Source organism: Brevibacillus brevis (genome assembly GCF_022026395.1).
Classification (GTDB): domain Bacteria; phylum Bacillota; class Bacilli; order Brevibacillales; family Brevibacillaceae; genus Brevibacillus.
On record NZ_CP041767.1, the window covers coordinates 3,793,409 to 3,819,248 of the forward strand.

33 protein-coding genes, 1 other RNA gene and 3 riboswitches are annotated in these 25,840 nt (G+C 48.1%); of the genes, 9 read left to right on the forward strand and 25 right to left on the reverse strand.

The window, feature by feature from the left end; translation table 11 throughout:
* The first annotated feature begins 7 nt into the window (after nt 1-7).
* The 3 genes from FO446_RS18115 to FO446_RS18125 are packed head-to-tail and all read left to right on the forward strand — an operon-like array spanning nt 8 to nt 2,601.
* A complete protein-coding gene (locus FO446_RS18115) occupies nt 8-1,747 on the forward strand; it encodes an Rqc2 family fibronectin-binding protein (RefSeq protein WP_221868419.1) in 1,740 nt (579 codons plus the stop codon).
* Nucleotides 1,748-1,783: 36 nt separating this feature from the next.
* The gene (locus FO446_RS18120) at nt 1,784-2,125 is read left to right on the forward strand and encodes a DUF2512 family protein (RefSeq protein ID WP_047068205.1); all 342 of its coding nucleotides are present in this window, start codon (nt 1,784-1,786) and stop codon (nt 2,123-2,125) included.
* Nucleotides 2,126-2,157: 32 nt separating this feature from the next.
* Entirely contained in the window at nt 2,158-2,601 is a 444-nt protein-coding gene (locus FO446_RS18125) for a hypothetical protein (protein ID WP_221868420.1), read from the forward strand.
* A 90-nt stretch (nt 2,602-2,691) separates the two neighbouring features.
* Here FO446_RS18125 and ssrS read toward each other — a convergent pair.
* The 5 genes from ssrS to FO446_RS18150 all read right to left on the reverse strand — a co-directional run bounded on the left by ssrS (nt 2,692) and on the right by FO446_RS18150 (nt 5,761).
* Nucleotides 2,692-2,882: non-coding RNA, 6S RNA (gene ssrS, locus FO446_RS18130), on the reverse strand.
* A gap of 85 nt (nt 2,883-2,967) precedes the next feature.
* Nucleotides 2,968-3,738 carry an enoyl-CoA hydratase/isomerase family protein gene (locus tag FO446_RS18135; RefSeq protein WP_173608140.1) on the reverse strand — a complete coding sequence of 257 codons (771 nt, stop codon included), beginning with the start codon at nt 3,736-3,738 and terminating at the stop codon, nt 2,968-2,970.
* A 17-nt stretch (nt 3,739-3,755) separates the two neighbouring features.
* The gene (locus FO446_RS18140) at nt 3,756-4,931 is read right to left on the reverse strand and encodes a CaiB/BaiF CoA transferase family protein (RefSeq protein ID WP_221868421.1); all 1,176 of its coding nucleotides are present in this window, start codon (nt 4,929-4,931) and stop codon (nt 3,756-3,758) included.
* 131 nt (nt 4,932-5,062) lie between these two features.
* On the reverse strand, nt 5,063-5,413 hold the full coding sequence (locus FO446_RS18145) for a DUF4870 domain-containing protein (protein ID WP_007728403.1): 351 nt from the start codon (nt 5,411-5,413) through the stop codon (nt 5,063-5,065).
* Between the two features lie 96 nt (nt 5,414-5,509).
* Nucleotides 5,510-5,761: a hypothetical protein gene (locus FO446_RS18150; protein WP_173608142.1), complete on the reverse strand. Its 252-nt coding sequence runs from the start codon at nt 5,759-5,761 to the stop codon at nt 5,510-5,512.
* 281 nt (nt 5,762-6,042) lie between these two features.
* On the opposite strand from FO446_RS18150, the gene FO446_RS18155 reads away from it, so the two are divergent.
* Nucleotides 6,043-6,213 (forward strand): YjzC family protein, encoded by a 171-nt coding sequence (locus tag FO446_RS18155; protein ID WP_007728413.1) that lies wholly within the window; start codon nt 6,043-6,045, stop codon nt 6,211-6,213.
* A gap of 50 nt (nt 6,214-6,263) precedes the next feature.
* Here the strand turns inward: FO446_RS18155 and FO446_RS18160 are convergent, their stop codons facing one another.
* Complete coding sequence (locus tag FO446_RS18160; RefSeq protein WP_221868422.1) at nt 6,264-6,515, reverse strand: hypothetical protein; 252 nt, start codon at nt 6,513-6,515, stop codon at nt 6,264-6,266.
* A 91-nt stretch (nt 6,516-6,606) separates the two neighbouring features.
* On the opposite strand from FO446_RS18160, the gene FO446_RS18165 reads away from it, so the two are divergent.
* A complete protein-coding gene (locus FO446_RS18165; protein WP_237898673.1) occupies nt 6,607-7,140 on the forward strand; it encodes a DUF309 domain-containing protein in 534 nt (177 codons plus the stop codon).
* On the opposite strand, the gene FO446_RS18170 is transcribed toward FO446_RS18165, so the two are convergent.
* Together FO446_RS18170 and FO446_RS18175 are read right to left on the reverse strand one after the other, a co-directional pair.
* A complete protein-coding gene (locus tag FO446_RS18170) occupies nt 7,137-7,688 on the reverse strand; it encodes an RNA 2'-phosphotransferase (RefSeq protein ID WP_237898680.1) in 552 nt (183 codons plus the stop codon). The two genes, FO446_RS18165 and FO446_RS18170, sit on opposite strands and share 4 nt — an antisense overlap.
* Nucleotides 7,689-7,712: 24 nt before the next feature.
* A complete protein-coding gene (locus tag FO446_RS18175; protein ID WP_173608146.1) occupies nt 7,713-8,393 on the reverse strand; it encodes a CPBP family intramembrane glutamic endopeptidase in 681 nt (226 codons plus the stop codon).
* A 193-nt stretch (nt 8,394-8,586) separates the two neighbouring features.
* Here FO446_RS18175 and FO446_RS18180 point away from each other — a divergent pair, with 193 nt between their 5' ends.
* Together FO446_RS18180 and FO446_RS18185 are read left to right on the forward strand one after the other, a co-directional pair.
* Nucleotides 8,587-9,786 (forward strand): MFS transporter, encoded by a 1,200-nt coding sequence (locus FO446_RS18180; RefSeq protein ID WP_221868425.1) that lies wholly within the window; start codon nt 8,587-8,589, stop codon nt 9,784-9,786.
* Between the two features lie 97 nt (nt 9,787-9,883).
* Nucleotides 9,884-10,363, forward strand: a complete 480-nt coding sequence (locus FO446_RS18185; RefSeq protein WP_015892012.1) for a CcdC family protein — start codon at nt 9,884-9,886, stop codon at nt 10,361-10,363.
* Between the two features lie 35 nt (nt 10,364-10,398).
* Here the strand turns inward: FO446_RS18185 and FO446_RS18190 are convergent, their stop codons facing one another.
* The 3 genes from FO446_RS18190 to FO446_RS18200 are packed head-to-tail and all read right to left on the reverse strand — an operon-like array spanning nt 10,399 to nt 11,648.
* A complete protein-coding gene (locus FO446_RS18190; RefSeq protein WP_173608148.1) occupies nt 10,399-10,806 on the reverse strand; it encodes an NUDIX hydrolase in 408 nt (135 codons plus the stop codon).
* A gap of 25 nt (nt 10,807-10,831) precedes the next feature.
* Nucleotides 10,832-11,311, reverse strand: a complete 480-nt coding sequence (locus tag FO446_RS18195; protein ID WP_237898682.1) for a VOC family protein — start codon at nt 11,309-11,311, stop codon at nt 10,832-10,834.
* On the reverse strand, nt 11,289-11,648 hold the full coding sequence (locus FO446_RS18200) for a VOC family protein (protein ID WP_237898688.1): 360 nt from the start codon (nt 11,646-11,648) through the stop codon (nt 11,289-11,291). The genes FO446_RS18195 and FO446_RS18200 overlap by 23 nt, the downstream gene beginning before the upstream one ends.
* A 78-nt stretch (nt 11,649-11,726) precedes the next feature.
* On the opposite strand from FO446_RS18200, the gene FO446_RS18205 reads away from it, so the two are divergent.
* Nucleotides 11,727-12,896 carry a CapA family protein gene (locus tag FO446_RS18205; protein ID WP_173608150.1) on the forward strand — a complete coding sequence of 390 codons (1,170 nt, stop codon included), beginning with the start codon at nt 11,727-11,729 and terminating at the stop codon, nt 12,894-12,896.
* Nucleotides 12,897-12,959: 63 nt separating this feature from the next.
* On the opposite strand, the gene FO446_RS18210 is transcribed toward FO446_RS18205, so the two are convergent.
* From FO446_RS18210 to FO446_RS18265, 12 genes are all read right to left on the reverse strand, one after another.
* Nucleotides 12,960-14,225, reverse strand: a complete 1,266-nt coding sequence (locus FO446_RS18210; protein ID WP_221868428.1) for a homoserine dehydrogenase — start codon at nt 14,223-14,225, stop codon at nt 12,960-12,962.
* Nucleotides 14,226-14,312: 87 nt separating this feature from the next.
* Nucleotides 14,313-14,424, reverse strand: a riboswitch (SAM riboswitch).
* A gap of 64 nt (nt 14,425-14,488) precedes the next feature.
* Nucleotides 14,489-14,595: riboswitch (SAM riboswitch) on the reverse strand.
* A 95-nt stretch (nt 14,596-14,690) separates the two neighbouring features.
* Complete coding sequence (locus tag FO446_RS18215) at nt 14,691-14,828, reverse strand: hypothetical protein (protein ID WP_173607641.1); 138 nt, start codon at nt 14,826-14,828, stop codon at nt 14,691-14,693.
* A 155-nt stretch (nt 14,829-14,983) separates the two neighbouring features.
* A riboswitch (cobalamin riboswitch) is annotated at nt 14,984-15,190 on the reverse strand.
* A 25-nt stretch (nt 15,191-15,215) separates the two neighbouring features.
* On the reverse strand, nt 15,216-15,779 hold the full coding sequence (locus FO446_RS18220) for a DinB family protein (protein WP_173608152.1): 564 nt from the start codon (nt 15,777-15,779) through the stop codon (nt 15,216-15,218).
* Nucleotides 15,780-15,796: 17 nt separating this feature from the next.
* Nucleotides 15,797-16,438: a cyclase family protein gene (locus FO446_RS18225; protein ID WP_173608153.1), complete on the reverse strand. Its 642-nt coding sequence runs from the start codon at nt 16,436-16,438 to the stop codon at nt 15,797-15,799.
* A gap of 21 nt (nt 16,439-16,459) precedes the next feature.
* On the reverse strand, nt 16,460-17,449 hold the full coding sequence (locus tag FO446_RS18230; protein WP_173608154.1) for a Gfo/Idh/MocA family protein: 990 nt from the start codon (nt 17,447-17,449) through the stop codon (nt 16,460-16,462).
* Between the two features lie 23 nt (nt 17,450-17,472).
* Nucleotides 17,473-18,972 (reverse strand): glucose-6-phosphate dehydrogenase, encoded by a 1,500-nt coding sequence (zwf, locus tag FO446_RS18235; protein WP_173608155.1) that lies wholly within the window; start codon nt 18,970-18,972, stop codon nt 17,473-17,475.
* Between the two features lie 99 nt (nt 18,973-19,071).
* Entirely contained in the window at nt 19,072-19,692 is a 621-nt protein-coding gene (gene kynB, locus FO446_RS18240) for an arylformamidase (protein ID WP_173608156.1), read from the reverse strand.
* A 135-nt stretch (nt 19,693-19,827) separates the two neighbouring features.
* A complete protein-coding gene (locus tag FO446_RS18245; protein ID WP_173608157.1) occupies nt 19,828-21,006 on the reverse strand; it encodes an ATP-binding protein in 1,179 nt (392 codons plus the stop codon).
* Between the two features lie 183 nt (nt 21,007-21,189).
* Complete coding sequence (locus FO446_RS18250; protein ID WP_173608158.1) at nt 21,190-21,714, reverse strand: phage tail protein; 525 nt, start codon at nt 21,712-21,714, stop codon at nt 21,190-21,192.
* A 15-nt stretch (nt 21,715-21,729) separates the two neighbouring features.
* Nucleotides 21,730-22,239: a phage tail protein gene (locus FO446_RS18255; RefSeq protein WP_237898692.1), complete on the reverse strand. Its 510-nt coding sequence runs from the start codon at nt 22,237-22,239 to the stop codon at nt 21,730-21,732.
* Nucleotides 22,240-22,266: 27 nt separating this feature from the next.
* On the reverse strand, nt 22,267-22,782 hold the full coding sequence (locus FO446_RS18260; protein WP_173608160.1) for a phage tail protein: 516 nt from the start codon (nt 22,780-22,782) through the stop codon (nt 22,267-22,269).
* A 54-nt stretch (nt 22,783-22,836) separates the two neighbouring features.
* Complete coding sequence (locus FO446_RS18265; RefSeq protein ID WP_173608161.1) at nt 22,837-23,313, reverse strand: GNAT family N-acetyltransferase; 477 nt, start codon at nt 23,311-23,313, stop codon at nt 22,837-22,839.
* A 581-nt stretch (nt 23,314-23,894) separates the two neighbouring features.
* Between FO446_RS18265 and FO446_RS18270 the strand changes: the two genes are divergently transcribed.
* Nucleotides 23,895-24,398: a hypothetical protein gene (locus FO446_RS18270; protein WP_237898694.1), complete on the forward strand. Its 504-nt coding sequence runs from the start codon at nt 23,895-23,897 to the stop codon at nt 24,396-24,398.
* Between the two features lie 32 nt (nt 24,399-24,430).
* Here the strand turns inward: FO446_RS18270 and pyrE are convergent, their stop codons facing one another.
* Nucleotides 24,431-25,069, reverse strand: coding sequence for an orotate phosphoribosyltransferase (gene pyrE, locus FO446_RS18275; RefSeq protein ID WP_087349934.1), 639 nt, complete (start codon nt 25,067-25,069; stop codon nt 24,431-24,433).
* A gap of 27 nt (nt 25,070-25,096) precedes the next feature.
* Nucleotides 25,097-25,834 carry an orotidine-5'-phosphate decarboxylase gene (gene pyrF / locus FO446_RS18280; protein WP_330873220.1) on the reverse strand — a complete coding sequence of 246 codons (738 nt, stop codon included), beginning with the start codon at nt 25,832-25,834 and terminating at the stop codon, nt 25,097-25,099.
* Between the last annotated feature and the right edge of the window lie 6 nt (nt 25,835-25,840).

Sequence of the window (25,840 nt, forward strand, 5' to 3'; positions counted from 1 at the left end):
GACTTTTGTGGCATTTGATGGCGTAGTAACCCGCTCCGTTGCGCGGGAATTACATAAACTGGTAGGAGGACGCATCTCGAAAATCCACCAGCCCCACCATAGCGATATTGTTATGCAAGTACGGACACAAGGAGAAACAGTAAAGTTCCTCCTGTCTGCAAACCCGACCTATCCGAGGCTTCACATCACGACAGAAGAATTCACGAATCCGCTGGAAGCTCCGATGTTTTGCATGCTATTGCGCAAGCATTGTGAAGGCGGCGTCATTGAATCTGTCGAGCAAATCGGGATGGAGCGAATCATTCACATCGATGTACGCACCCGGGATGAGCTGGGTGACACGGCTGTCCGCCGAATTATTGTAGAGATCATGGGCAAGCACAGTAACATCATCCTCATCGATCCTGCAACCGGAGTGATTTTGGATAGCGCCATGCATGTGACGCTGGCCATTAGCCAGTACAGACAAGTAACGCCTGGCAGACCTTACGTCTCTCCTCCGAACCAAGATAAACGCGACCCTCTCACTGTAACCGAGCAAGCGTTTCTTTCTTCCCTCGACTGGAACAGCGGTCGTTTGGACAAGCAAATCGTAGATGGCTATACCGGGATCAGTCCCTTACTGGCAAAAGAAATTTTGCACAGAGCAGGGCTCGCGAATCGTGAAACATTGTGGGCTGCCTTTTCACAGGTAATAAAGGCAATCAACGAACATGAATATGCACCATCCATTGTTGAGGCGAATGGCAAAGCGTATTTTCACGTCGTCGAGCTGACTCATCTCTCAAACGGGGTTACCACCCCCTATCCTTCCGTCCAAGAATGCTTGCAGGCATTTTACGAAGGAAAGGCGCTCCGTGACACTGTCAAGCAACGTGCGCACGATTTGATTCGCTTTGTCACCTCTGAGCGCAATAAAAATGAAAAGAAAATCGAGAAGCTCGAGCAAACGCTGCAAGATGCGCATGAAGCAGACCAGTTCCGCTTGTACGGGGAATTGATCACCGCCAATATGCACCAAATGAAGCGAGGGGATCGAGAACTCGTCACAGTTAACTGGTATGACGAAGCGGGAGATACCATCACCATACCTCTCGACCCATTGAAGACCCCGTCGGAAAATTTGCAGTCGTATTACAAGCGGTATAACAAGGCCAAAAACAGCCTCTCCATCGTGAGTGAGCAGATTGAACAAGCGCAGGCTGAACTCTTGTATTTGGACGGCGTATTGGTTCAACTGGAACATGCCACCTTAAAAGATGCCGAAGAAATTCGCGAGGAGCTCGTTGAGCAAGGCTACATGCGGGATCGTAAAAAACGCGGTCCGCGCAAGAAAAAAGATACCAGACCTGAGCTTGATACATACCTTTCTTCGGACGGCATTGAAATTTTGGTCGGCAAAAACAATAAACAAAATGAATACTTGACCAACAAGCTCGCATCGTCGCAAGAAACATGGCTGCACACCAAGGATATCCCTGGGTCCCATGTCGTCATTCGCGCTCGGGAATTTTCGGATAAAACGTTGCTGGAAGCTGCGAATCTGGCGGCTTATTTCAGTCGAGCCAAAGAAGGCAGCCAAATTCCCGTAGATTACACGCTCGTCAAGCATGTAAAAAAACCGAGCGGGGCCAAGCCTGGATATGTGATCTACGAGCAGCAACGAACGCTGTATGTAACACCAGATGAAGCATTGATCCGCCGTTTAAAATCAAACACCTCTTCTACGAATAGTGCGACTACCTAAGTTCATACTAAGGGCATGAAAGGTGGTGTTCGCACTTTGAACATCGTTCTCAAGCTCTTGTTTAACGGAATCATCGCCATTCCAGGGCTTTGGTGGTCGGGGACGTCCCTTATGTTTGCTGTGCTCGCAAGCGTGATTGTCAGTTTACTGGGTTATGTACTGGATTTGACAATCCTCCCACGTACGAACAATACGTTTGCGAGCTCCGCTGATTTCTTGTTCGTGTATGCCTCCTTGTGGCTTGGCTGTTACTTGTTTGGTCAAACCATATCCTTATCTGGTTTGTTGTTGACGGCATTTGCCATTACGGTGGTCGAATACTTTTTCCATGGTTACCTGCAACGGCACGGTGTCCACCATTCCAAACATCCGGGCTGAAGCATCATTTCTATTTTGGAAGGAGGATCAGGATGAACGTCATTGGCATCATCCAGACCGATCTTAACGAATTCAACGTGCTGTTTGAGCAGCAAGGCGGACAAGGCGGAAACGGACAAGGGCAGCAATCACATGACGGCGGACAAAACAACCAACAAGACCAAGACAGCGACTCGATGTTTCTCAGTTTTCTCGATGAACAACCGAGTTCAAATGAACACAGCGGGCATGGGAACAGCCAAGGTGGGCAGCAGCAAAATGGCGGCGGCCCGCAAGAGTTGACCGTTCGCATTAAAGGAATTCCTGAGGGACAAAAAGCAAACTTCCTGCAAATGTATCAAATTCTTCAAGACGCCCAAGACTCCCAAACCCTTGAAAAAGACCTGACCATTGTCGATCACGGAGATCAAGACCAGGGCTCACAAAAACAAGGGCAGGGTCACAGCTCGGGCAAGCAAAACAAAACCACTCATTAATTTGAAGGCAAAAACAAAAACCACCTGGAAGCTGATTCCAAGTGGTTTTTGTTTTTGTGCTATCGGCAATTCATTGCATTCATAAACGGCCAAGTCCCCGCTCTGCCGTTGACCTCATGTTTCTATAACCTGCGCTCACACAGGTGGGCGACCCTTCTGCACTTCAGCCTTCCCATGCATCCAAAAAGGAGGTGGGCCTGACATCCATCACAGTTTCCGTCTCCCAAAAAACACGTATAAGGTTAGAAACATTTACGGCCTATCGTACATCGCAGGATCTTGATATCCCTACTTTAACACAGAATGGTCCATTGCTCAACGGATAAAGTTCCCTTTGGACTTTTCCGAGCGCAAAATAGCCTATCGCTACGTCCGCTTTAATTTCGCTTGTACAAGCGTCTGAAATTCAGGACGTGCGATCAGGGACGGCTGCTGTTGCTTTTCCCAGGCCAGAGCGTATTCTAGGCTGTTTGTGTGGCAGCGTCCCACCCCTTCTTTTGTTATAGCATACGCTTGTTTGGGCAGGCGTAATACCGCAGCAACCAATTTTTCAACCTCACTTTCGACTTGACTTGCTTCTACCGCTCGATAGATCAAGCCGATTTCCTCCGCTTTTTTCCCTGTTATCTTTTCTCCCAGGAGTGCGAGCCGCTTCGCCCACGCGGTACCAACAAGCTTCGGCAAAAGGTACGTCCCACCAAAATCCGTTGTCAGACCGATCTGGACAAAAGGCTCCTGCAACAGTGCATCTTCCGTCGCAATGACAAAATCAGCATGCAACGCGAGATTGAGTCCCGCTCCAACAGCTACTCCCTCGATAACGGCAATCACAGGCTTTGGCATTTGATGCAAATTGGTGATGAAATCATTAATGATCGTCAATGATTGATCAGCGTCACTCTTATCCGTCAGCGCAGTCAACACGCCCAAATCAGCACCGGAGCAAAAGTTCCCTCCTGCTCCCCGCAAAATAAGCATATCGACTTCCTCATCGGCTGAAGCTTTTGCGATCGCGTCCTGCAAAAGCGAAAACATTTCTACCGTCATCGCATTGAGGACATGTGGTCTGTTGAGCGTAATCGTGCAGATTCCACCAGCTTTTGTTACGATTAATTGCGTTTGATGATCCTGTTCCATGATTTTCTCACCCTTTCCTATAAAGAAGCAGCAGGTATAACCCCCTGCCTGTGCAGCCTGTTCAGATCTTCCTCTGTCAGGTTCAGCTTGCGTTTGAGCAGTTCGTGCGTGTAATCGGTGTGCCATGGGGGTGACAACCTCTCTGCCCTGTAACGATGCGAGAAGCTCCCCTCTTGATTGAACGACTTCTTTTCCAAATAAGGAAGCGTATACGCTATCTCCCTGTTCGCAACGTACGGATTGTCTGCCCAGTTTTCCCAATCTTCAACAGCGGTCAGACAGCAATCCACTTCGCTGCCCAACTCACTCCACTCGGCTTGGGTTCTGGACAGAAACAGTGCTTTCATATCGTCAAACACTTCTGGATACTCAGCAACGCTCGCCAGGTGGCATAGCTCCCAGTCTGCTCTTCCTACCGCGCGGCAAAAATTGAGCCAGAACTTCTCTTCCAGGGCAGCAAGCGCGACATACTGACCGTCTGCTGTCTCAAAAACCTGGTACGCCAGCAAATTCCCTCTTCCTGTTTCCCGTCCAATCGACGAACTGTATGTCATAAACAGCGCATGAAGCCCTGTCCAAGAACTAAACAAGTCAGCCGATGATACATCCAAATAAGCTCCTCGTCCTGTCCGCGCACGTTGCACAAGCGCCGCACATATTTGTTCACTGGCATACAGCCCAAGCGCGTAATCAGTAAGCGGAGTATCAGCAACAACGGGCTTTCCTTCCAGATCGCGAACCAGCGAGAGAAATCCGCTTACTGCCTGGACATTCAAGTCATGCCCCCCTATTTGGTATAGCTCCCCGCTTTGACCATAGCCCGTCACAGAACAATAAATAACCGCAGGGTGCATCTCCCACAGGCGATCATAATCAAGTCCCAAATGTCGCATCACACCGGGTCGATAGCTTTCCACCACGACATCAGCCTGTCTGGCCAGAGCAAACGCGAGCGCTTTTCCCTCATTTGTCCGCAAATTCAAGGAAATACTTTTATGATTGCGATGTGAACGCAGGTAAAACGCTCCCGTCTCTCTAGCTTCGGATTGAGTTGGCCTGGTTAACGATGAGTGAGCATTGTCGTGATACGGTTCCACCTCGATGACCTCTGCCCCCAAATCAGCCAGGCGCATCGTACAAATCGGACCTGGAAGATGGCGAGAAAAATCGACTATCGTCACTCCTGTCAGCATGATTTGACTCCCCCTTCACCGACTACACTCATTTGGAATTCGAGATGAACGACTGTTCACCCTCTTTTTTAATGGAAAATTCAAACAAATAAAAAAAGCCGTCCCCTGCGGAACGACTTTCCCAAGAACGGTTATTTGATAAACCGGAGAGTGAGCGGGTAACGGAATTCCTTTCCCTCATTCGCTTTCACCGCAGCGATAATAACGAAAATCGCCCAAAAAATAAAGAGGGCTCCCAATAATAGTACGCCAATAAAAATAATGATCAACAAACTTGAAATGGCGGCATAAATCGTCACCGAGATACTAAAATTCAAGGCCTCTTTTCCATGCTGATAAAAAAAGGCTCCTTCTTCACGTTTGATCAACCATACGATTAAAGGTCCTAGTACATTGCCGAACGGAACGATAAAACCAAGGAAGGCAGATAGATGTACGATCATCGCCCACATTCGTTCCTCTTTCCCATTCAGGAATTGCATACCCATACCTCCATTAATCCTTTTCCTCTATTGTACGACAAATTGTGCAAAACTTGCGAAAAAACGAAAAAAGCGCCACTTTGGCGCCTTTCTCTATTAATACTTGCTCTCGTGACTTCCACCGTAACCGCCGCCGTATCCGCCACCATAAGAGGAGCCGTAACCATCGTAACCGCCGTAACCGCCGCCGAAGTGGTCATAACCACCAAAGTGACCGTGTCCACAGCTACGACCGTATGGTTTACAATGGGTTTTGTAGTGTGGCTTGTAGAAGCAATGCTTTCTGTACACTTTCTTTTCGCAGCATTTAAAGCATCTGCGACGAGATCTTCTGCATCCGCAACTCATTAACCTCACCCCTTCCTGTTCGTTACATCTACAAGGTATGTAGGTGAAGACATATCGGCATGGACAGAAGTCTATATACGAATCAAAATCAGCGGATGTCTCGTAGGCAATTCACTAGCAGGAGTGGTCAAACGCTGATTGGATCGCACTTTTTCCGGCGCTGCGAATGGAAATGATCGTATAGGAATTCAAAATCTATCGTCAACAGGAGCAAAGGCATGAAGCCTGTATACGGGGTCATACTAATTCAGATGACAATTCCTTAGGAAGAAGGTGCCTTCGTGGGAGAACACAGCCGTTTTCGTGAAGGAGAAAAGTCTCCGAAAAATGCCGTATACATGGAGATTGGTGAGTCCGGTGCAAGCGTGCAGGACCCGATGATCATCGAGCTTTCCAGAGGGGAAAAGTTCCCCGCTACACGAAATAAAAATCGCGTATGGACACAAAAGTAAGAATGCAAAAACCAACCTGGCAACATGCACAAGGTTGGTTCTCTTTTTTCCTAAATGTCGTCGTCTTCGTCGTCGTTTTCTTCCTCTTCGTCTTCTTCATCGCCGCTCAAGTAAATAATGGTGACACCCAAGCTCTCCAACAACGAAAGGACTTCTTTGTTCAACTCCTGATCCATGAGCAATCCCAGGCTTTCCACGAGCTCGAGCTCTTCCAGTTCGCCCTGTTCAGCATCCTCGATCAGTTCTATGATTTCGGTCATTCGCTTTTTTTCCAATACAGCTACGAGTTCATCTCTTGTCATAAATGGTTTTACACCTCATTTTCTACTCTCTATGCTTTATAATAGTACATAAACGAACCATTGAAAACCAAGCAGTGAGGTGAAGATCACCATGTATCCGCAACCGTATCTGGATTATTTGATCCAATTTCATGTAGAACGCGATTATTTTGAGTGTCATGAGATTCTCGAGGAGTATTGGAAAAGCGCTCCTCCCCATGAGCGACAGCCAGTGTGGGTAGGTTTGATTCAAATCTCCGTCGCTCTTTATCACCAGAGACGCGGGAATCAGTCAGGTGCAATCAAAATGCTCACGAGCGCCATTTCCCTTGTCAAAAAGCATCATCTTGACATTCAGAAGCTCGGGTTGGATAGTGCCAGTCTGGTAAGCCTGCTTGAAGAGCGCCTGACGGAAATGCAAAATGGTCTGCCCTATCGAAGCCTGTCCTTGCCGATGTCCGATTCCTTGAAAAAAGCGTATCAAGAGGCTTGTGCGATGCAAAATCACCCAGAAGATCGGGATAGCGATATGCAAGACGCCTACTTGCTGAATAAGCATACCTTGAGGGATCGCAGCGACGTTTTGGCAGAACGCCAGCACCAGCTACAAATGCGCGAAGCACGTCGAAACAACGAGTCAAGCTAATCTGTGTACAACTGCAAAAAAGTGGCTGGGACAGCATCACTCAAACAATAGCGCTCACCCACTCGGTAAAAGCAAATGCCGGCTTCATGGGCCTCCTTTGCATTCACAGTGACGAGGCGCAATGTGTCTGTAGGCTCTCCGATATGCTCCGGTCTATCCGCAAGCTGCACATACTCACTGGCAATCGGCAACAGACCGCCAGTGAGTACTTGTTTCAATAACTTTCGATGTGTCCCGTAGTAGAGAACGTCAGGGGGCACGATCTCCATGAGCCTGCTTTTTGCAATCGAGGGCAAAAAGCCGTAGGTAACTCGAATGAGTGCTCCTCCGTCCCATTCGATACTTCGCTCCGGATCGAATTCCATGACTTGGTGAAGATCTTGCCTCGTTATATATGCGCACCCTTTCAGCGTATGAAGATATTTCAGCAACGGCTCGACCGGGGTATACCCATACGTGTCATAGTAGAGTTGAAATGCTTCACTGTTTTGCCGAAGTATACTGAGCAGTCGCTTGCGAAGTCTCGTTTCTTCATGAATGGCCAGCATCCGTTCCGCCCTCCTCCTATCCGGTCAATAAATCCAGAGAACCACAGCTATTGCCAGACCCAAATCCGCGAGTAAATGGCTAATCCAGTTTGGATAAATCGAAGGAAACATTTCTTTCATCCATCCCCATATCAGCCCAGCGCCCAAAACCAACGAGGTAATTAACAAGCCGTTTCGAAAACCAAATAAGATCGTAGAGATAATCAGGTGATACAAAGAATAAAAGAAGCCAGAAAGGAAAATGGACATCAAGCGGGACAAGGATGCACGAAACCGCTGCAATACGAAGCCTCGCCAAAACAATTCTTCCAGCAGCGAGTTAATGAAAATAAGATAGCCAGCAAAAACCAAAATCCAGCGGCGCTCAATCCCCCATGCTTCCATACCTGCTCGAACGACTTCCGGTCTTCCCGGTTCCTGCAAGAGCAACCAAAGTCCAGCCAGCACTCCTGTCAACATCAGAACGCCAAGTGCCAGTCCGTATAAAGTACCCTGCCATTCAAAACTTCCCCACGCGAAACGCCAGTGCTTTCGCAAATCTCCCTCCCACCATGCGTGAATGACGGGAATACAGATGCAAACGAGCACATGAAAAGAAAAGAACGTGATAATGACGCTATGCTTTTCCACCAGTCCGTAAAAGATCGTGAGTGTCGCAGCAAATCCGTACACGATCAACAGTAGTAACGTTCGTTTTCGCGCCATTTACGAATAGCTCCTTTTGTGCGTAATGGCCGCAGTATTGCGTTAGTTTGTCCGTTATAAATACGAAGAATACCCACAGAGACAATAAATATACAAGCGTTTGCATGAATGCTATACTAGATAAATCGCTTTTTATCAAAAAATGGTTCGATTCAAATTTTTACCTATCTAACGAATGTTTGGAGTGGCTCTCATGTTATGGCGTAATCGTACCTTTCTGCTTTTAATGAGCGGAGAGATCGTCGCGGGAGCGGGCATGTGGATTTCGATTATTGCCAATCTTGCGTTCATGCAGAAACTTGTTCCTTCTGATACGGTGAAGGGCTTGATTCTGATGTGTGGATTGGTGGTCAGCATTCTCCTCGCCCCTAAAGCGGGTGTGGTGATTGACATGTACGACAAAGGCAAGATCATGCTGTTTGCCAGTGTGGTCCGAACACTCAGCCCAGTCTTCATGTTCCCTGCTCTTGCAAACGATTCTCTTCTGTGGATGATCGTATCTTTGATCGTGATGCAATGCTCTGCTGCTTTTTATTTTCCGACCGTGCAGGCTTCCTTGCCAGCCATCCTTTCCCAGGACGAGTTACTCAAGGCAAACAGCGCATATTTGAATATTTCTACCCTCTCGCGCATTGGGGGAACAGCAATCGGCGGTATACTCGTTGCATCCATGGACCTGTCCATGCTGTATGTCTGCTCTATCATCGCGTATGCAGTACTCGCTGTGGTCACGCTCTTTCTCCGCATTCCACCCGTCACTTCTCGGAAAATTCAGGAAAAAGTGGAGTTCCGCGAAGTACTGACGATCTCGCGGCAAGACCCGGCTTTGTTTGTCGGGTTGATTAATAATGGGTTGATCACCTTGTTCCTTGGCGGTGTGAACCTGATGATCTTGAACTTTAGCGAGCTGCAGCAGGAACCTCAGCTCATGGGATGGATCTATGCAGCAGAAGGAATCAGCATTTTGATTGGAGGGCTCTTGGCCAAACGTTGGATAGGCCGCAGAAACCTCGTGGCAGCGTCCACCATCATGCTCTTCTTCTTCGCGCTGTCCCAGTTTGGCATGTCATTCGCGGATAACAAATTCATGGTGCTTGCTTCCTTCTCCGTGTTCGGCTTTGTCGTTGCTTTCTTCTTTCCGGTCATCGCAACGATTTTCCAGAAGCGCCTACCTCCACACCAGCAAGGGCGATTCTTTTCTTTCAAAAGCATGCTGGATCGTGGGTTCTTCTTGTTGGCTCTCGCAATTACAGGAGTTGGGCTGGACCTTCTCGGCATTAGCGGCTACCTCCTCTTCATCGGCTCGCTGACATTGCTCTTTGGCTTGTTGACTTTCATCTACAGTAAAAAGCATAAGCTGGATGTCCGCTCCCACGATGAAGCAGCTGCCTAGTATCGGCATATAACGTACCATGACAAACGCTTTCCTATCGACCATGCTTTGGTGTACACTATTGAAGTATGTTGAACACTTATGGAGGCGTTTTTCCATGCAGATACTTTCCTCTCCCGTTTTGGGAATCTTGCTGCCTCTCGTGATGGCTATTGCAGTGATCTTTTTGAGAATGCGTCGGCAAAAAAAGCCGGCTTCTGCAAAAAGCATTATTTTGCCACCATTCTTTATGGCGACAGGGTTTGCGATGTTTTTGTTCCCGGAGGCGCAATTACCGCCCAAGTTTGATATTGCAGCCTTTGTGGTTGGGGTTATCTTTTCGATTCCGTTGATTATGACATCACGTTTTGAAATCATTGGGCAAGATGTGTATCTGAAACGGTCCCGTGCGTTTTTCTTCATTTTGTCCGGTCTGTTGGTCATCCGGCTGATTATTAAACTGTTGATCAATGATAGCTTTACACCGATTCAAACAGGTGGACTGTTCTTCTTGCTCGCATTCGGTATGCTCGTGCCTTGGCGTATCGCGATGCTGGTGATGTACCGGAACTTAACCAAAAAGACGTTTGGTACCTAATAGAAAACCACCTCCAATGCGAGGTGGTTTCTTTCTTAAAATTCTACATAAAACGGATGCTCTTCTTCTCGCAAACACAACTCAATCCGTTGCCGGAAGTTTTTCCAGGTGACCATCTCCAGCGCTTCCTCTACCGGAAAAAAGCCTGCCTGCAAGCATTCCGGGGTCGTGATCAATTTTCCGCCGATCGGTTTGGCTAAAAATAACGCATTGCAGAGGCTTTTCCTCACATTTTGAAAAATACCGCAAAATTTCGTCACTTCAATCTCTAAACCGCACTCTTCCTTCGTCTCTCGAATGGCTGCCTCCTTGAGAGATTCGCCCTCTTCTACTTTTCCACCGGGCATTTCCCATCCTCTGCGCGGACCCTTGATCAATAAAATCTCCTGACGCTCATTGATAATAATCGCTGCTGTGGAAATCGTATGCCGAGGTGATCCCATATGTACGCCTCCCTTTTTTAAACGACTACTCCAGCGCTGCCAGAAAGTAAGATCCTCCACCAATCTTATACTCGCTATTCTTGCATGCTCCTGCGAGCTTCGCAAAAAACGGTCTTTGCCCGCGATTTTTCCATGCCGTCTGCGCCAATCCCTCCTCAGTCGGTTGGCAAAGCACTACATTTCCCCCCGGAAGTTCAAATGCTTGGCAGATAGCCCCCAGTTTTTTATCGTGGAATACTTCGCTCTTCTCCCACCCAAACCAGCTTTGCCAACGGGCTGTCGCTTCTTCCAGATCCTTTACTGCATAGCCTACTGACTGGAGATGAGCTGCACCGTTCGGATGTGCGGCAATCATACCGCGATTCGTCAAATCTTCTCTTCTCTCTTCATCCGTTTGCGACCATTCAATGAGAAATGGCGGGAGAAGAGCACTATCTGTATCTTCGAGAAACAACATCCGCCACCGAAGCGTCGTACCATCATCACGCGTACTGATTTCCCGCAACAGGTCCAGTAACCTGCAAGCCTTGGCTTCGCAGGCGCTCTGCCCACGCATCCATCTCGTTGGTCCGAAGCGCAATCTGACCGAATCCTTCCCCCTTTGCTTCATCCTCGATACATTGACGTACGAGCGGATTCTCTGATTGTCGAGCAAGCTCCTGGTGTTCAACCGCCAAAAATTCAACATAAGAAAGCCCGAAATAACTAAGGCTATTCCATGTCCCCCAAGACGCATGACGCCCTCCAGCTACCGCATGAAAACCCGCTTGGCAAAATTGTTCCGCTGCTTCCTGTGGAGTCCGATGTACAAAATGAACCAAATGATCAAAAGTTAATCGCACCTTTTTTCGCCCCTTTTTCGTATTACTTATAGGATATCAAACTTCATTTATGTAAGGATAGAAAGACAAGGGGGAAAAATGAACGAGAACAGATCAAGCCGGATACATGCTCGGCGCAAGCGCTCACGCAGAAAATGGGTACGTATGGGAAAGAACACGCTCCTATTTAGCTTGTTGGCCATCTTCGTCGTCGGAACCTACTACCTATTCCAAATTGCCATGGATGGAGAACATGCCAACCCGAACACACAGCCTACTCCTGACAATACCGCGAACCAAAAGACTTCTGTGCAGCTCACCTTTGTCGGTGACATCATGATGTCAGGAAATGTTGAGAAAACCTTACTCGCAAACAGCTATGACTACCCATATAAACATGTAAGCTCGCTCTTTTTGCAAGATGATATCACCATTGCCAATTTGGAGACGCCTATCACCGTCACAGGTGTTGCCGCTCAAAACAAGGAGTATGTCTACAAATCATCGCCACTTGCTGTTCCTGCCATGAAAAACGCGGGGATTGATGTGGTGAATCTCGCCAATAACCACTCCATGGACCAAGGAGTTCCAGGATTGTTGGATACTTTTGACGCTTTGGACGAAAACCGGATTGAATACGTCGGCGCCGGTAAAGATGCCAGCCGTGCCTATTCACCTGTATTCATAGAAAAGAACGGCATCAAGATCGCGATTCTCGGCTTCAGCAGGGTCATTCCCGAAACGAGCTGGTTTGCAGGAGATTCCCAGCCAGGTATGGCCGCTTCCTATGATCCTACACTGGCAGTGAAAGCGATCCAGGATGCGAACAGCCAAGCTGATCTCGTCGTGGTGATTGCACACTGGGGCAAGGAACGCTCCGACTATCCTGTCGATCATCAAAAAGAGCTGTCCCGTGCCTACATCGATGCTGGTGCAGATTTGATTGTCGGCGGTCATCCCCACGTACTTCAAGGCTTTGAACGATACAACGACAAATGGATTGCGTACAGTCTTGGCAATTTCATTTTTACACGGTCAAACGAACCCAAGACTTGGGAAACGATGGTCCTGCAAGCAAGCTGTACGAAAAGCGGCGATTGTGAACTGACGATGCTTCCGTTTCACGCAGAATTGGGACAAGCCGTACCCATGAATGAAAGCAATGGCGCTGCCCTGCTAAAACGCATCGAATCCATTTCTGAGAGTGTCGACATTCAAAGTGACGGGCGTGTGCAGCCACGTGCTAAAGCAGTGGAGACTGCCCCCTGACAAAAGAAGCCGTGTTTCCAGATACCTAGAAATACGGCTTTTCTTCATATGATTCCTCTTCCTTTACGCAGATTCAAGAACAGGGAAGCAGCGCACTTCTAAGCCAAAATCATTTTTCAACAAAGACTCATGCTCTTCACTGATTCCTGTCACGATCAAGCCTGCGCGCAAGACGCCACCCAAATCGAATTGGACTTTTAGCTTATGTACGTTCACTCCTGCCTGCTGAAGGAAATGCAAGACTCGGTCTGGCGTCGCAGTATGACATGAGCCCTCAAGATAACACAGGACGTGTTCTGCCGAGTCCGATGTAGCTCCAGCTTTGTCAGCCGTTTTTTCTTTCCAGGTAGGATGCGGCGTGAATGGCTGTGTCAATAAATAGGCCAAATCCTCCACGACTGCACTTGCTGTAGGAAGCTCTCCCGCCCCTCTTCCTGTAAACAGCAAGTCTCCCACGATGTTGCCGGATAGCTGGACAGCATTAAATGCGTCGTGGATTTGCGCCAACGGATGGCTCAGCGGAAGCATGGTTGGTTCAACAGATAGGCGAATTCCTTTCTCAGCTTGATAGGCCTGTGCGATCAGCTTGATCCGATACCCCAGCTCGCTTGCAATCCGAATGTGACCTGCTGACAAATCTGCAATTCCTTTACGAACAACATCCGCTAAAGGCAGCGATTCTCCGTAAACAAGCTGTGCCAAGATATACAATTTGTACATAGCATCGAAGCCTTCTACATCCGAACGAGGGTCTGCTTCCGCATAGCCCAGCTCCTGCGCTTGCTTGAGCACCTCCTGATATGAGAGCTGCTCTGCTTCCATTTTCGTCAAGATGAAGTTCGTTGTTCCGTTGAGAATACCGCGAACACCTTGGATATCATTCGTGCGAAGGAACTGCCTCAGCACACTCAAGATCGGGATGCCCCCTGCCACACTCGCTTCATAGGCAAGATGCACTTGATGCTGATTTGCCAAATCGACTAGCTCTGTTCCTTTTTTCGCCAGGAGCTCTTTGTTGGCAGTTACCACATGGCAGCCCTTTTTGATCAAAGCACGAACGTAGTCATAGGTAGGTTCTACACCGCCCATGACCTCCACCACGATATCCACATCGCTTCTCAATACATCCTCAAAATCTGTTGTCAATAAAGCCGGGTCGACATGAACCGCCCGCTCTTTTTCCGAGTCACGCACCAATGCCTTGACGATCTCAATTCGTTTTCCCAGACGAGTAGCCAGCTTCTCCTGTTGCGAGCGAATCGTTTTGATTACGCCTCCACCCACTGTCCCCAATCCCAATAATCCTACGCGTACCACTTCTGCACTCATTCTAACCACCCCATACCCCGAATTTTGGATAAAAAGAAAAAGCCATCTTCGATAAGAAGAAGGCTTGTAAGTAGCTAATGCTCCCCCTCCTTATCTCCCAGGACGTATATGTCCTGCAGGAATTGGCACCTTGTCACAAAATATGCGTGACGGTTGCCGGGCTTCATCGGGCCAGTCCCTCCACCTCTCTGGATAAAGAAAATATGAAATTAAAAAACCTTCTTCGCTAAGAAGAAGGTTCATCTACCAATGGAGTAACCCGCTTCTTATCTTTCGAGACGAAACGTCTCGCAGGAATTGGCACCTTGTCGCTATATGCAACGGTTGCCGGGCTTCATCGGGCCAGACCCTCCACCTCTCTGGATAAGAACCATTTATGCTGTTGAGCTTTATTCTAAGAAATTCCAAGGCAAGCGTCAACAAAATTCTTTCTTTTCTGATTGCAAGCTGATTTTGGCAAAGCTTTCAGTTGTAGGTGAACAGGCTTTCTACCTCTTCCATACTGCAGCAAGTGCAATGAAACACGCCCTCGTGGCAGTCCTCAGGCAGCTCCTTTTCCTCAACATATCCGCACCATTGGCAAATAAAAACTTGAATCATCATACGCCCTCCTCCTCTTTTATCCTGCCCAAAATAAAAAAAGCATTTTCCGCTCGACCGTGACGATCGTTAGAAAATGCCAGAAAAGGAGGGACGTACTTGTCCACTCGCTGTTTTTCGCAAGCCATCTCTAACACCTCCCTATCTCCCGTAGGTCTATCAGTGTTGTCGAAACAGGCAGGTCTCCTGACTATGGGTTCATCGTCTAGCGTCGCCTTCCCCGTCTATTTGGATAGACCAGTGGCTTGTTGGACGCTGACTCCCCTCTTACAGTGGCGGGACCGTGTCGGATTTGCACCGAGCTTCCCTATTATCCTTGGGGCGAATTGGTAACGCCCTAAGGAACCTGTTTCCACCTATGAAATTGTCTTTTCTTGCTACTCTCCTCAGTTATTTTTCCGTGTATTGCGAACCTTGTTCGTGGGCCAGTTGCCATTCCTTCCCCAAATACCGCTCTTTCAAAATGGTAGTGTGGTGAGCTTCATGTCCAGCAATCACGTAGGCCAATGTCCTTGCAGATAGTTTGTTTCCGTTGGCAAGTCCTGTACGCGTCCATGCTTCCGGAGAGATTCCGCGGACCTGCGCGATGGTGGAAGCACGAACAGCCTTGTACTCTTCCAATAAATCTGAGAGGTCTCTTAGTTGAAAGCCCCCGTGTTCAACAAAAGCATTCTCATCAAAACCGACGAGGGGTGTCTGATCTCCTCTCGCAATTCTCAACAAGCGATAGCTCATGATGCGTTCTGTATCGACGAGATGACCCAAAACCTCTTTTACCGTCCATTTGCCTGGTGCATACCGATAATCAATTTGCTCGGGCGCAAGTGAGGAAAATAATGCGACTTGCCTCTCTCCTTGTTGTGTGAGGATCGTTTGCAGCTCCCCCTCCGGTACAAGTCCAATATAATAGTCAAAATAAGCAGCGTATTCATCCCGCTCTGGTCGTCTGAGCATACGTTTCCCACTCCTCGTCATTCAGTTTCGATAGACAAATTGCTATGTAAACCTTCAAACAATAGGACCCTTGCCGGGGCTGCATCGGTGCCAATCAGCTTGAGTGGGGCAGCTACCAGAAAGTACTCGCCTGGTGGGACCTCTGCTAGCCGCAAGCCTTCTATGACAATGACTCCCGCTGCAAACAGCTTTTTATGTGTGGGGTGACCCTCCTGGCTACGTTCGATTCCAAGTGCATCAGTGCCAATGCCCCGCACCCCCAGCTCACTTACATATTCTGCACCTTCCTCTGACAGAAAGATGAATTCAAAAGAGAACGCCTCTTCAAAAGAGTTTTTCGTTTTAAACAGGACAAAATCTCCTCGCGCAAGATCGAATCTCTCCAAGTCAGCGCGTGTGATCCTGTCTTCTACCGCTGTGAGATCGAGAACCTTGCAATTGCCAACTAGCTTCTCCAAGGAAATACTCTCAAATGTATCGCCAGCATTCACCATGTGCAGGGGAGCATCCACATGGGTACCCGTGTGAAGGTCCATATCGATTCTCGATTCGGTTACATACCCACTGGTAGCCGTATGTATTTTCGGCTGCTTTTCCGGCTTGTTTTTATATACCGTCATTCCTTCGTACACGGTGGCGGTTACATCATACATTTTCATCCCAAACCCACTCCCCTTTGCCTACTGTTTTTTTCGATCCGCTGGAAAAGCAATGCCCATCTGTCTTCTCGCTTCATCCATGACCTGCATGGCCATTTTGGAAACTTCATGCGAATTCGTTGCGGATTGTCTGGCCCCAATCCTTGCCAAGCGCAAGAATTCTCTTATTTCATAGTGCATAGTCTTCGGGGTCTGTGGCCTTGTTACTTGCTCGATTCGTCCGTCCCTGTAACGAATGTCCACTTCTTTGAGATGGTTGATTCGATCGATTACCATCGTGGCGTCCTCCCCTTGAATTTCTGCTGGCTGATAGGAGGTCGTAATTTTCGAGTAGCTAATGATGGCATCCATCTGGCGATATTTCAACAGCATACTGCCTTCTCCATCCACGCCAGAATCAAGCACAATTCCTCCTGCTTTGACGTCGTCTGGTCTGCCAAAAAGGATGAGTAACGGATATAGACAATAGATACCGATGTCCATCAAGGCTCCGTTTGAAAAAGCAGGATCAAAAGCACGTAAAACCTTCCCTTCGCGGTAGGCGTCATAGCGCGAAGAATATTGGCAATTGCTCGCAATAAAACGTCGTATTTTTCCCAGCTTGTGAAGGTTGTCTTGTATCGCAAAAAAATTGGGCAACAGTGTAGATTTGACAGCCTCCATGAGAAGCACGTCATTTCTTTTCGCTGCCTCGATCATTTCTTCTACCTCAATTGCATTGGAAGCGAGTGGCTTTTCACACAATACGTGCAGCCCCGCGTCCATGCACTGGATCGCTTGTTCCGCGTGGCAGGAGTTGGGGCTCGCAATATAGACCGCGTCAATATTTTTGCTTGCAGCCATTTCTTCTAGGCTGCTATAGGCGAATGGAGCATGGTACTTGTCAGCGATTTCCTTGGCGCGTTCGATGGTACGTGAATAAACAGCCTGAAGAGAAAATCCTTCTACTTCTTGACCAGCCTGGATAAATTCCTCGGTGATCCAGTTCGTTCCGATTACGCCAAATCGCATCTCATCCGCTCCCTTTTCTTTTTCTATCTCGTTGCAGTGACTGGCACTCGTTCTTCGACCTTATCCAGCCACCACACGAATCCGTCTGCTGCAAGCAATTGCTCTGCGGCCTTTGGTCCGAATGAGCCGGCTTCATACGTAAAGAGCGGTACCAAATTTTCAGCGAAGGCTTCCAAAATCGGTGTCACCCACTCCCACGACAACCGGACCTCATCCCAATGCGCAAAGTAAGTGGAATCCCCCCGGAGTGCATCGAACAAGAGCAGCTCGTACGCTTCTGGCACGTCTTTTGTCCCTGCACTGAAATCTACCGTCACCGGCTCAATCTTACCGCTATTTGTCGGATTCTTACTATTTACCTGCAAAGCAATACCTTCGTTCGGATTCACGCTAATAATCAACAAATTAGGCGATGTCGTTTCATTTTGCTCCTGATATAGCTTTTCGTGCGGATTTTTGAACTCAATGACGATCCTTGTTGATTTTTCTTGCAGTCTTTTGCCCGTGCGAATATAAAAAGGTACCCCTTGCCAAAACGGGTCATCAATCCAGACACGAGTGGCAATATACGTTTCTGTCATGGAAACTGGATCGACACCAGGCTCGTCCCTGTAGCCAGCTACAGGCGTTCCTTGAATATGTCCTGCGCTATACTGACCGCGAATAACGTGGGTCCCGACTTCTTCTTTCTTCATCGGACGCACGGCTGCCATTACCTTGCGTTTTTCTTCGCGGATATGAGCGGATGTGATTCGCTTCGGAAGCTGCATGGCGATGATCATGAGCATTTGCAACATGTGATTTTGAAGCATGTCACGCAGTGCTCCAACTGGCTCGTAATATCCAGCCCGATCCTCGACGCCGACCGTTTCATTCGCCGTAATTTGCACGTTGGCGATGAACTGATTGTTCCAGAGAGCCTGAAAGACCGGGTTCGCAAATTCGAGAGCCTCGAGGTTTTGCACCATCGGTTTTCCCAAGTAATGGTCAATGCGATAAATTTCTTCTTCCGAAAATGCTTTCCCCAGCTTTTCATTCAATTCTTTCGCGGATTGCAAATCATGTCCAAACGGTTTTTCAATGATCAGGCGCTTCCAGCCTGTCGTTGAACCGAGCCCGCTGGCTTTGACATTGGTTGCAATTCCCTCGAAAAATTGCGGGGCCACTGACAAGTAAAACATCCGGTTTTGCGGAATCTGCAGCTCTTGCTCTCTTTGCAGGACTAGATCATGTAACGTAACATAAGCACGCGGTTCCATGACATCTACTTCCGCATAGCGACAAGCAGACAAGAAAGCATCTAGTTCGTGGGAATCAATCTGGGCCCGACGGGAAAACTCATGGACAGAATGGCGAACAGATTCCTGAAATTCGTCATCAGACCACGCCCTTCTCCCCACGCCGATAATCGAAAAAGCGGCAGGCAACTTTTGATCGACATATAAATTGAAGAGCGCAGGGAAAATTTTGCGTTTTGCTAAATCTCCTGTCGCGCCAAAAAGGACAAAGGTCATCGCTTCCATCTACTTTTTCATTCCCTTCATACGTACGCCGTAATGATGGTTTTTTTGTCGTTACCCTGTTATTATTCGAGAAAATCACTGCTTTATCAATATGCAGCCTTACGAACGACGCAAGATTGCACGTACCGGACTTCCATCTGCTTCTACCAAAGACAGCGGCAGTGCGATCAGTTCGTAATCTCCCGGTTCGACATGATCGAGCAGAAGCCCCTCCAAAATATGAATATCCTGCTGGTGAAGTCCATGATGAGCAGCCAGTTCCTTGCTGTCTAGCGGATCGACAGATGGGACATCTACTCCAATCAGCCGAATGCCTTTTTGGGCGAGAAACGCTGGCAAGTCCGCTCGCAGATGACAGATGGTTGACGGAAATTGATGGGGATCGCTCCATGATAACGTTTTGAGCAGCAAGCGTTCGACCCCCTCCAGATCAACCTGGACAAAATCTTCTGGGCCAATGCTAGAACGTCCAGTAAGCTCCACCACTCTTGCCTCTCCGATGTACAAGTCTAGGGGCAATTCAGCTATTTTTCGGCCATCGTCATCGAAATGAAACGGAGCATCCACATGGGTACCTGTGTGAACACTCATGGTTACTTTACCGACATTGACTGAGCCACTCTCCGTTTTGGGCCAGTTTACTACATAGTGAAAGGGAGTGTCACCTGGCCAGGTCGGCATACCTGCCATGAACGGACGGGATATATCTATTATTTTCATCGCGTATTCTCCACCTTCCAGCAACTGTTAGCGCCTATACTCAGCGTACAAAAAAGACTGTATTGAGTCAATATTCTAACATTTGCACAAAAAAGACCGCAGCTTGATAGCGTGCCGACAGTCTTTTCGTTGATTTCAGATTCTACTGTGAAGAGATAGGTAGTCCCACACTTCATCATAAATTCCGTTGTCATCCACTTGCTTCAAATGTTCTTTCAAAGTCCTCAACCACTCAATGGTTGTTGGATACGTAGCTGCAATGGCCTCACGCAGATCGCTCATTTGAATCGGGCGATCGACCCCTTTTGTTACGATATCATGCCATACTTGCTCCGTCGCGAGCTCCACCACGTACTCGATGTCTGCCCCCGAATAAAACTCTGTCCATCCTGCCAATTGCTCATAATCGAGCATCTCAGAGGGACGGCCCTCCAGTTTTAAGCGAAAAATATCCTCCCGTGCTTGCCGATCTGGCGGTCCGACAAAAATCCAGTGATCAAACCCAGCCGCTCGAAGCATGGAAGGCTCCAACTCCCATGGAACATTGGTTGCGCCCATTAGGACGAATCGTTCGTCGTACTCGCCCGCCTCCGCTATCTGCTGAAGCCATTTGGAATCGATCCCCTGTCTAGGATAGGAGTTCGCATGCTCTTCATCATGGCTGGAAGCGTCCAGTTCATCTAAAAAGAACAGAAACGGTTTATTGGCAGGGACTGTCGCTAGTAAATCGTGGATGTTGAAACGTCTGTTTGACGGCGTATACATACTTCGACCGCCTGTGATTGCCATAGAGAAAAAATGAGCCTGACATTCTTCTGCGGTTGCTTTTGCCAGCAAAGATTTTCCGCACCCCGAAGGTCCGTAAAGTAAAAGGGTACTTTTCTTTTGAGGCAGCCGTTGTGAGATAGGCTGTAGGAGTCTTTGAAAGATTATCTCTTTTACTCTTCCATGCCCGCCGACCGTTCCAAAACCCGCCGTTTTCTCAACGAGTTGAACCGATTTCGCGGTGGTCTTCCCTTTGCCCCCTTCAATGACGCGTATCTTAGGTGAAAACATCGTAGTGTATGTAGAGGAATCCTTCTGATTGATCCCTTTTAACGTCCGCGAATAGGGGAATTCTTTTTGTAGCTTGTTGAGCTCGATCACAATTTTTTCCTTCATCGCTTCATTACCATAGGCAAGGGCCTGCGTAAACGCCTGTAAAGCCTCCGTACGATCCCCCTGCTCAGCATGCTCTAACCCTAACAACAGCCATACTGGTGCATTGCGTTGATCGCTCGTCAACATGCTTTTCAGTATTTCTATCTTCGTCATCTGCTTCATCCTCTGCGATCGTTCTGCTTCAAGCGATCGTTTAGTATCACGGACATATCCATTATAATGCATACGTCTCGCAAGAAGAATACGAAAAGTAGGAAAAGATGGAAGAAGGGCTGTGACTATCATTCGAAAAAGACGCCTCCTGCTACACAGCATCGGGCGTCCAAGATCCAGTCTCTATCCTCTCGACGGAAAAGCTCCACCTTCCACACAAATGATAAACGAGAGTCCGAGATAAGGTTGCATATTATTATGAGGCTGAGTCCCGCCTGTGATTCCAATTGCTTGCTGACTAAGCTGTGTCCCATCACTCGTGTTGGAGTAAGGAATGATACCTCCCCGGCCACCAGTGGATGACCATTTTGACCCTGTTGGCGTATCCCCTGTAGGAGCTGTGCACACATTCGGAACGTGAGTATGAACCGGAATTTGGTTTTGCAGAAGTGTTATATTGGCAGCGCCATCTGTCTGACCTGCCGTACGCGGTGTCAAGCCAGGTCCTGCCCCCTGATTCATCGGGGCTGCGCCTCTTAAATTGGGAAGCGCAAATGTGGTCTTGCCATCTCCGCCATACTTTGAACCCAATATCGAATACAAAACAGGATTGGAAGAGATCGTAAGCAATTGTCCATCACAAAAAGCCCAGTCCCTTGGCGGGAAGCTGCCAGCGAAAATACGAATTTCTCCAATATACGGATCCATATGATAGTGCCTCCTTTAGTTTCTTGACGGGTAAATCCCTTGAATCGCGATGCAAAAATTCCCGACCAAATACGGCTGCATATTGGTATGAGGTGCACTGTTTCCTACCGTTTGCAACGCACTCTCACTCATCGTCGTATCAGGGGTTGTCCCATAGGTTGTAGTGGATGCTTGTGCCCAGTAGTTCCCAGCGCTAATTTTTTCAGAGGCTGCTGCATTCGAGCCGGTTGCCATATGGGTATGGGCGGGTATCTCGCTTGTCGAAAGTACATGACTTTCTTCGCCGGCTGACAGACCGCGCGTAACGATGGGGCGATCCTGTTGATTGTTTACATGAACAGGGACACGCCCTCTTAAATCCGGTAAAGCAAACGTGTTTTTCCCGTCCCCCCCATAAGCAACTCCTAACAAGGAATACAGTGCCTGGTTTGTATTGATAGGCAACAGCGCTCCATTACAAAAAGCCCAACCCTTTGGCGCAAATGGAAAGGGAAAAAATCGAATTTCTCCAAGAAATGGTTCCATGTAAAATCCTCCTGTTCGATTGGAATGTTAATTTTGTTGAGGATAAATCCCATACAGGGCAATGATGAAATTAATAACCGTAGACGGCATCAGGTTACTGTGTGGTTGATTTCCACCTACAGCACTCAAGCTGGACGCGTTCATCAATCCATCAGGTGCATTTGTTGAATATAGCTGCGTATTCTTTGCCCATACAGCATTGGCAGGGCTGTTCTGCGTTCCTGGCTGCGATGATGCATGGACCGTATGTGTATGCGCGGGCAATTGTGGGATGGTTAAGGTGACGGATTCTACACCATTTTTTTCACCTATCACGAAGTTAGTTCCTGTACGCGGATTTTTCCCTTGATGGAGCGGGATACGTCCTCGTAAATCAGGCAACGCAAAAGTCGTTTGTCCATCCCCGCCATATGTGGTTCCAATCAAACTAAATAACGTGTCGTATTCAGAAATAGATAAGATCTGTCCTTCGCATAATGCCCATCCTTGTGGTGCATAATCTCCTCCAAACATCCTGATTTCTCCAAGAAATGGCTCTGCCATGTTGCTTCCTCCTTATGTAATGTGGTTATTCCCTTTGTCAAGCGACCAGCCTGGTCATTTTTGCAAAAGTGGCTGCCATTCCATTTGGATATACAGCCCCGTTGAGTCTGTCACGATGAAATGAAGTCGTTCATATAATCGAAAGGCAGGATTCCCTTGTAAAACATGTAAACGGATCGGTAATGGGACAGCTTCAGCCTCTTTTTGCAGTTCGCCCATAATGCCAGAACCAACACCCTGTCCCCGATAAGCAGGCAGCAAAGAAATATCGACAAGATGCAGTGCATCTCCGCTCGCATCCGTGATCAAACGACCAATAGGCTGCCCGGATCGGAGAATGATTTGATGATTTTGAGCGGGAAACTGCATGTGGTAAGATTTCTGCTGCATGATAAACTGCGACTGTAAAAAAGCAAGCTTGTCCGACTCACTCCAACCCCAAAGAGCTATTTCTTCGGTTCGAGTAGAGCAGTACAATTCCCAAATAAACGCTTCGTCTTGCTCATATTCAAAAGGCCTGGTATGTACCATAATCCTCCTTGTAGCAATCGTTGTACTTTTCTGTCATTTGATCAGTTACCTGCTTGCATTCTTTCAGGCCTGGATACACCGACTTCACTTTCCTCTGTGTATCGCTCTTCCTCCTTCGAACTTTTTCTGATATCCTGCCTGATTTAATAGCAATCATCAATCATGATATCATTAGCCGAATTCCTTCTAACACTAACTAAAGTTAGCTCTTTTATATGAAAAACGCTTCGTCCCCCAAAATGAGAAGAAGCGTTTTTATCGCTTGCAAAAATAAGGAAGACCCCATATTACATCTACGAGGCTAAAGCCTTTCCTTCTGGACATCTCCAAATCTGATTCTCTCGCCTATGCTCCCGGTGATTTGACCTTGATTATCAGTGCGGTAAATGATCCAAATGACAAACTGCTGCTTGCTTCGGTTCGTCGACAGATCCCTTTGATTGACGTCACGCGTTGGACAGAACGATTTACAAGGTCCATCGACCGATTAAAGAAGGAGAACATAGGCTCTCCAGTCATACTCGCCTCAGGGTGGATGGGGGGGAACTGTATCCCTTCTTGCAAGCATACATACCTCTTCCTTGCAAGATGTCCAGATTCATCTTCACGCTCTTTATTCCCTTCAAGACAAAGCGGGTCCAGATTCCACCGACTATATGGATCGTATGAATATTCCTTTTACTGTCACCACACCTACTTTTGCCCTTGTTTCATTTGTAAAAAGCCGGATATGGAACCTGCTCGGCAAGAGCACACGTCAAAAAATACTGTACAATCCAGGCGCAGGATCTCCTCACCATGTTGTCATCCAAATAAACGGGTGCAATCAGCATGGCATGAACGTGAAACGCCAAGTCGAGATTACTGATCCGAAAGGGCAGACTCACCTGACCGCTTTGGGAGCTGCCATTTTTGCGCAACAAATTATTCGACAAAGCGAAAACTCAACGGTTACGCCCGGTATTCTGTTTCCAGAGGATTTTGGCCATTTCGAAATGACTGCCGTCGATATCCTCCAGTTCTATCGATCCGAAGGCGTCCAGATTACGATCCACGACGAAACAAAAAAGAGTAGGACGGTCTGAGTGCCGCCCTACTCTTCATCCTGTATCCCTTTTTATTCAAAAAAAGTACGCGGGGACTTCCGCCATTCGCCCAATACTTTTTCCTGTTCGCTCGTAATAACCCCTTGCTCTGAAGCTACTTCCAAAAGTGCTGTGTAATTCGATATGGTCGAGCAAGGAATGCCAGCTTCCTCAAACAAGGCTTGGGCATCCGGGAATTGGTAGCTGAAAATGGCTACGACTCCCAGTACCTCTCCGCCCTCAGCCTGTACCGCTTGCGCTGCTTTCAAGGAGCTACCTCCTGTGGAAATCAGGTCTTCAATCACGACGACCTTTTGACCAGCCGCCAATGCACCCTCAATCTGGTTTTGGCGACCGTGGCCTTTTGCCTTGTCCCGTACGTAGATCATAGGCAGATCAAGCAGCTCTGCAACCCATGCAGCATGTGGAATACCAGCAGTTGCTGTTCCCGCCACGACTTGCGCATCTGGGTACTGCTCCTTGATCAGATCAGCAAAAGCTCTTGCAACGGCACGGCGCACATGCGGATAAGACATCGTGATCCGGTTGTCGCAGTAGATCGGGGATTTGATCCCGGACGTCCATGTAAAAGGTTGCTCCGGTCGCAGATGAACTGCCCCGATTTCGAGAAGATTCGCTGCAATTTGTTTAGCGGTTGTCATTGTCGTCATTTCACTTATTCCCTCCAGCTGGCTACTTTACGAACGATCTTTTTCCACTGCTGCGACGATACTTTGCCAAACCCCTACCGGATCTTTTGCACCCGTAATGGCGCGTCCGATCACAAGGTAATCACTGCCCAAGCGGAATGCCTGTTCTGGTGTCGTGATACGTGTCTGATCGCCTTGATCTGCTCCCAGTGGACGAATTCCTGGGGTTACGGTTACAAATGCGTCTCCAGCAGCTTTTTTGATCATCGGTACTTCTAACGGAGAAGCAACGACCCCATCCAAACCAGCTTGCTTGGTCATCAGCGCATAGTGCACGACAACATCCTCTACCGCACCTGGAATCGCCAATTCTTGATTCATCGTTTGCAAACCAGTAGATGTCAGCATTGTAACACCGATCAGGAGGGGACGAGCAGCACCTGCCGCTGTCCCTTGCTCCAAGCCTTCTCTCGCTGCCGCCATCATGGCTACGCCGCCTGCCGCATGAACGTTTACCATGTCTGCTCCCAGACGCGCCAGGCTTCTCATTGCGCCTTTAGCTGTATTGGGAATATCATGAACCTTCAAGTCGAGGAACACGTTGAATCCTTTATCCTTTAAAAAGGAAACGATCGCTGGCCCTTCTGCGTAAGCGAGCTCCATCCCCACTTTTACATAGCGGATATGCCCCTGAAGCGGCTCGATGCACTTTTTGACTTCATCCAGTGTGGAAAAGTCGAGCGCAACAATCATGCGTTCGCGAATATCGGTTAGTTGTTGTTGCACGCTGCT

Excerpts from the sequence above, each read along its gene's own strand:
- FO446_RS18135 (WP_173608140.1), bottom strand. The coding sequence starts at position 3,738 with ATGGAACAGGATCATCAAACGCAATTAATCGTAACAAAAGCTGGTGGA.
- FO446_RS18175 (WP_173608146.1), bottom strand. The coding sequence starts at position 8,393 with ATGGCGCGAAAACGAACGTTACTACTGTTGATCGTGTACGGATTTGCT.
- FO446_RS18180 (WP_221868425.1), top strand. The coding sequence starts at position 8,587 with ATGTTATGGCGTAATCGTACCTTTCTGCTTTTAATGAGCGGAGAGATC.
- FO446_RS18170 (WP_237898680.1), bottom strand. The coding sequence starts at position 7,688 with ATGCTGGCCATTCATGAAGAAACGAGACTTCGCAAGCGACTGCTCAGT.
- FO446_RS18265 (WP_173608161.1), bottom strand. The coding sequence starts at position 23,313 with ATGGTACATACCAGGCCTTTTGAATATGAGCAAGACGAAGCGTTTATT.
- FO446_RS18250 (WP_173608158.1), bottom strand. The coding sequence starts at position 21,714 with ATGGATCCGTATATTGGAGAAATTCGTATTTTCGCTGGCAGCTTCCCG.
- FO446_RS18165 (WP_237898673.1), top strand. The coding sequence starts at position 6,607 with ATGTATCCGCAACCGTATCTGGATTATTTGATCCAATTTCATGTAGAA.
- pyrE (WP_087349934.1), bottom strand. The coding sequence starts at position 25,069 with ATGACGACAATGACAACCGCTAAACAAATTGCAGCGAATCTTCTCGAA.
- FO446_RS18185 (WP_015892012.1), top strand. The coding sequence starts at position 9,884 with ATGCAGATACTTTCCTCTCCCGTTTTGGGAATCTTGCTGCCTCTCGTG.
- FO446_RS18140 (WP_221868421.1), bottom strand. The coding sequence starts at position 4,931 with ATGCTGACAGGAGTGACGATAGTCGATTTTTCTCGCCATCTTCCAGGT.
- FO446_RS18255 (WP_237898692.1), bottom strand. The coding sequence starts at position 22,239 with ATGGAACCATTTCTTGGAGAAATTCGATTTTTTCCCTTTCCATTTGCG.
- FO446_RS18230 (WP_173608154.1), bottom strand. The coding sequence starts at position 17,449 with ATGCGATTTGGCGTAATCGGAACGAACTGGATCACCGAGGAATTTATC.
- FO446_RS18125 (WP_221868420.1), top strand. The coding sequence starts at position 2,158 with ATGAACGTCATTGGCATCATCCAGACCGATCTTAACGAATTCAACGTG.
- FO446_RS18190 (WP_173608148.1), bottom strand. The coding sequence starts at position 10,806 with ATGGGATCACCTCGGCATACGATTTCCACAGCAGCGATTATTATCAAT.
- FO446_RS18205 (WP_173608150.1), top strand. The coding sequence starts at position 11,727 with ATGAACGAGAACAGATCAAGCCGGATACATGCTCGGCGCAAGCGCTCA.
- FO446_RS18145 (WP_007728403.1), bottom strand. The coding sequence starts at position 5,413 with ATGCAATTCCTGAATGGGAAAGAGGAACGAATGTGGGCGATGATCGTA.
- kynB (WP_173608156.1), bottom strand. The coding sequence starts at position 19,692 with ATGAAAATAATAGATATATCCCGTCCGTTCATGGCAGGTATGCCGACC.
- FO446_RS18210 (WP_221868428.1), bottom strand. The coding sequence starts at position 14,225 with ATGAGTGCAGAAGTGGTACGCGTAGGATTATTGGGATTGGGGACAGTG.
- FO446_RS18215 (WP_173607641.1), bottom strand. The coding sequence starts at position 14,828 with ATGATGATTCAAGTTTTTATTTGCCAATGGTGCGGATATGTTGAGGAA.
- FO446_RS18225 (WP_173608153.1), bottom strand. The coding sequence starts at position 16,438 with ATGAAAATGTATGATGTAACCGCCACCGTGTACGAAGGAATGACGGTA.
- FO446_RS18260 (WP_173608160.1), bottom strand. The coding sequence starts at position 22,782 with ATGGCAGAGCCATTTCTTGGAGAAATCAGGATGTTTGGAGGAGATTAT.
- FO446_RS18220 (WP_173608152.1), bottom strand. The coding sequence starts at position 15,779 with ATGCTCAGACGACCAGAGCGGGATGAATACGCTGCTTATTTTGACTAT.
- FO446_RS18150 (WP_173608142.1), bottom strand. The coding sequence starts at position 5,761 with ATGAGTTGCGGATGCAGAAGATCTCGTCGCAGATGCTTTAAATGCTGC.
- FO446_RS18245 (WP_173608157.1), bottom strand. The coding sequence starts at position 21,006 with ATGACGAAGATAGAAATACTGAAAAGCATGTTGACGAGCGATCAACGC.
- FO446_RS18160 (WP_221868422.1), bottom strand. The coding sequence starts at position 6,515 with ATGACAAGAGATGAACTCGTAGCTGTATTGGAAAAAAAGCGAATGACC.
- zwf (WP_173608155.1), bottom strand. The coding sequence starts at position 18,972 with ATGGAAGCGATGACCTTTGTCCTTTTTGGCGCGACAGGAGATTTAGCA.